Here is a 3812-nt window from a genome sequence, read left to right as displayed (position 1 = left end):
TTCGTCTTGGAGACCATCCTGCCCCTGTTGGGTGGAATGACGGTGGTGCTTGGCGACAGCCAGCATCAGGTCAATCCTCAGGCACTGGGTGAATTGATTACTCATCATCATATTGAGATGTTGCAAATGACCCCATCCCGGTTACAAATGCTGCTGGGTCATGAAGCAGGTTCCCGCACACTGCAAAGCGTGAAGGCCATTATGGTCGGGGGCGAAGCCCTTCCGTCCAAGCTGCTCGCAGCACTGCAAGAAATAAACGGTCCTGGCATTTATAACATGTACGGACCTACAGAAACGACGGTGTGGTCGACCGTGCAGGAACTGACCCATGCGGAGCACATTAATATTGGACGTCCTATTGCGAATACCCAAATCTATATCATGAATACGAATGGGGAATTGCAGCCCGTCGGCGTACCGGGCGAGTTATGTATTGCAGGGGAAGGATTGGCCCGTGGGTATTGGAAACGTGAAGAACTGACGACCGAGAAATTTGTGAATAATCCGTTTGCTGATGACAAGTCAGACCATGAGCGGATGTATCGTACAGGCGATTTGGCAAGATGGATGCCGGACGGCAACATTGAATATTTGGGTCGGATGGACCATCAGGTGAAAATCCGGGGTTACCGGATCGAACTGGGCGAGATCGAATCGCAGCTGCTGCAGGTGGAGTCGGTACAAGAAGCGGTCATTATGGCACGCACGGACGAAACGGGCCAAACACAGCTCGTGGCGTACTACGTGGCGAGTCAAGAGCTTGGAGCGGGTGAACTGAGACAGGAGCTGGGACAAGAGCTGCCAAGCTATATGGTGCCGTCGTATTTCATTCAGTTGGAGCAAATGCCGCTGACACCGAACGGTAAAATCGACCGCAAGTCCCTGCCAGCACCAGAAGGCGGTTTGCAAAGCGGTGCGGATTATGCAGCGCCACGCACTGTAACAGAACGAACACTCGTAGCGATCTGGCAGTCCGTCCTGGGCGTGCCAACCGTCGGAATTTTAGACAATTTCTTTGATCTGGGCGGCGATTCGATCAAGGCGATTCAAATCGTGTCCCGTGCGTTCCAGGCAGGCTACAAGCTGGACATGAAGGATTTGTTCCGCTATCCCATCGTCGCAACGCTGGCACCGCATATGCACGAGGTCAGTCGTATGGCAGATCAGGGAGAAGTGAGCGGAGAAACGGTGTTGCTTCCGATCCAGCATGGGTTCTTTGCGCAGGCCCAAGTGGATGCGCATCACTTTAATCAGGCGGTTATGCTGCACCGGGAGCAGGGTTTTGATGAGTCCGCTCTGCGTCAGGCGCTTGGCAAACTAGCAGAGCACCATGATGCACTGCGGATGGTGTTCAGCAAAACCGAGCAAGGCTATAAAGCATGGAACCGCGGAATACAGGAAGGCGAGTTGTATCATCTGGACGTGCTGGACTTTAGGGATTTGACGGATAAAGCCATACTCAGCGCGGCAATTGAGGCGAAAGCCAATGAAATTCAAAGCAGTATCCAACTGCAAGAAGGACCGCTGTTAAAGGCTGGTTTGTTCCACTCTGCAGATGGGGACCATCTCCTGATGGCGATTCACCATTTGGTCGTGGACGGGGTATCCTGGCGTATCTTGTTTGAGGATTTGGCTACTGCCTATGAACAGGCCGTTCATCAGGAAGTGCTTCAGCTGCCGGACAAAACGGATTCATTCCGTTCTTGGTCACAAAAACTTTCCACCTATGCGAATAGCGCAGCCATGGACAGTGAACACGCCTACTGGGAGCAATGGAACGCAGCCGCTTGGGCTGCTCAAGTACGTTTGCCTGAGGATCAAGCGCAGGCTGAGCCCTTTACCTTGGCTGACACGGATACAGTGGTCGTCCAGCTTACGGAAGAAGAGACTGAACGGCTGTTGAAGCAAGCACACCGCGCATATAACACGGAAGTGAACGATCTGCTTCTGACGGCACTGGGCATGATGCTGTACACGTGGACGGGTCATGAACGCAGTCTGATTAATTTAGAGGGACACGGGCGTGAGAACATTTTGCCGGATACGGACCTTTCTCGTACGGTAGGCTGGTTTACGAGTCCATATCCGGTATTGCTGGACGTTGGTTGTGATCCCGCTTTGTCAGAACGCATCAAACAGGTCAAAGAGAGCCTGCGCCTTATTCCGAATAAAGGACTGGGCTACGGAATCTGGAGATATTTGAGTGAATCCGGCCAAGTCGCTAGTCAGCAAGCTGGTGTGCTGAACCTTGGTCAATATCAAGATTTTGCCGAGCCACAAGTAAGCTTTAACTATCTCGGACAGTTTGATCAGGACTTACACAACAGCGGTATGCGTAGGTCTCCTTACTCAATTGGATCGGTCGTTAGTGACCGGACGAAGATGAAATATGCTCTCGATGTGAGCGGGATCGTAACGAACGGCATCCTGGAACTGGACATTCGGTATAACGGCAAAGCCTTCCGTAAGGACACCGTCCACATGCTGGCTAATCTATTAAAATCCAACCTGCTTGAAATGATCGAGCATTGTGTCACACGGGAGCGGACCGAATTGACTCCAAGTGATGTATTGCTAAAAGGTCTGACCCTGGAGCAATTAGATACGATTATCGAGCAGACCAAGACGGTTGGGGAATTGGAAAATGTGTACCCGTTGACCCCTATGCAAAAGGGTATGCTGTTCCATAGTTTGATGAATGCAGAAACAGGCGTGTATTTTGAACAGGCGACCTTTGATCTGGAGGGGTACTTTGAACCGTCCCTATTCGAGGAAAGTCTGAAGCTGCTGGTTAGCCGACATGCTATATTACGGACGAATTTCTACAGCGGCTGGTATGGTCAACCGTTGCAGATCGTCTATCGTCATAAAAATCCGAGCTTCTTTTATGAGGATGTCAGAGGGCGCGAACACGCTGTAGCTGAATTTGTGGCCCAGGATAAAGCTCAAGGCTTTGATCTAAGCAAGGATGCGCTTATGCGCGTAGCCGTCTTCCGCACGAGTGAAAGCTCATACCGTTTTGTATGGAGCTTCCATCATATTGTGATGGATGGATGGTGCCTGTCCCTGATGACGGACGAAGTGTTTGGGGCATATGTTGCCTTGCTGGAGCACAAGCAGCCAGAGCTGGCACCTGTCAAGCCGTATAGTGATTATATCGAATGGTTGGAACATCAGGATGCACAGGAAGCGACCCGTTATTGGAGTGACTATTTGGCAGGTTTTGAGCAGCAAACCTTGTTGCCTGGTGAGAACGCACAAGCTTCTGTCGTCGCACGCAATGAAGAACCAGACGGAAGCGGTGAAAGTTCAAATGCCGGCTATGTTTTGGAAAAGCTGCCCTTTAGGTTGGGTAAAGAACGGACTGCGGCATTAAACCAAATGGCCAAGCAACAACATGTCACGATTAACACATTGCTGCAAAGCGTGTGGGGCGTTATTTTACAGCAATACAATAATAATCAGGATGTTGTGTTTGGTGGTGTGGTATCCGGTCGTCCGGCAGACCTTCCAGGCGTGGAGAACATGATCGGATTGTTTATCAACACGATTCCAGTACGCATTGGCAGTGCACCGGATGCTACATTTGCTGAAGTATTGCAGCGCACCCAGGAACAGGCTTTGGCCTCCAGTGTCTATGATACGTTCCCGCTATACGATATCCAGGCACTGACTGAACAAAAACAAGACCTGATTCATCACATTATGGTCTTTGAAAACTACCCGATCGGGCAGCAGATGAAGCAGATGGGCGGTTCCGGCGAGACAAAGGCACAAACAGGCTTCTCGATTGCCAATGTGGCACTTGCCGA

General features: G+C 51.0%; 1 protein-coding gene. It reads left to right on the top strand.

Going from position 1 to position 3812, the window contains the following annotated elements; all coding sequences use genetic code 11:
* Window positions 1-3812, top strand: a 3812-nt coding sequence (locus ACL9RM_RS26305; protein WP_414126683.1) for a condensation domain-containing protein, incomplete at both ends; no start/stop codon positions are given.

It is taken from the genome of Paenibacillus sp. S29 (assembly GCF_049319765.1).
Lineage (GTDB): Bacteria > Bacillota > Bacilli > Paenibacillales > Paenibacillaceae > Paenibacillus > Paenibacillus polymyxa_B.
Note: the sequence above shows the minus strand (reverse complement) of the source record. Positions and strands in the feature narration are given on the sequence as shown.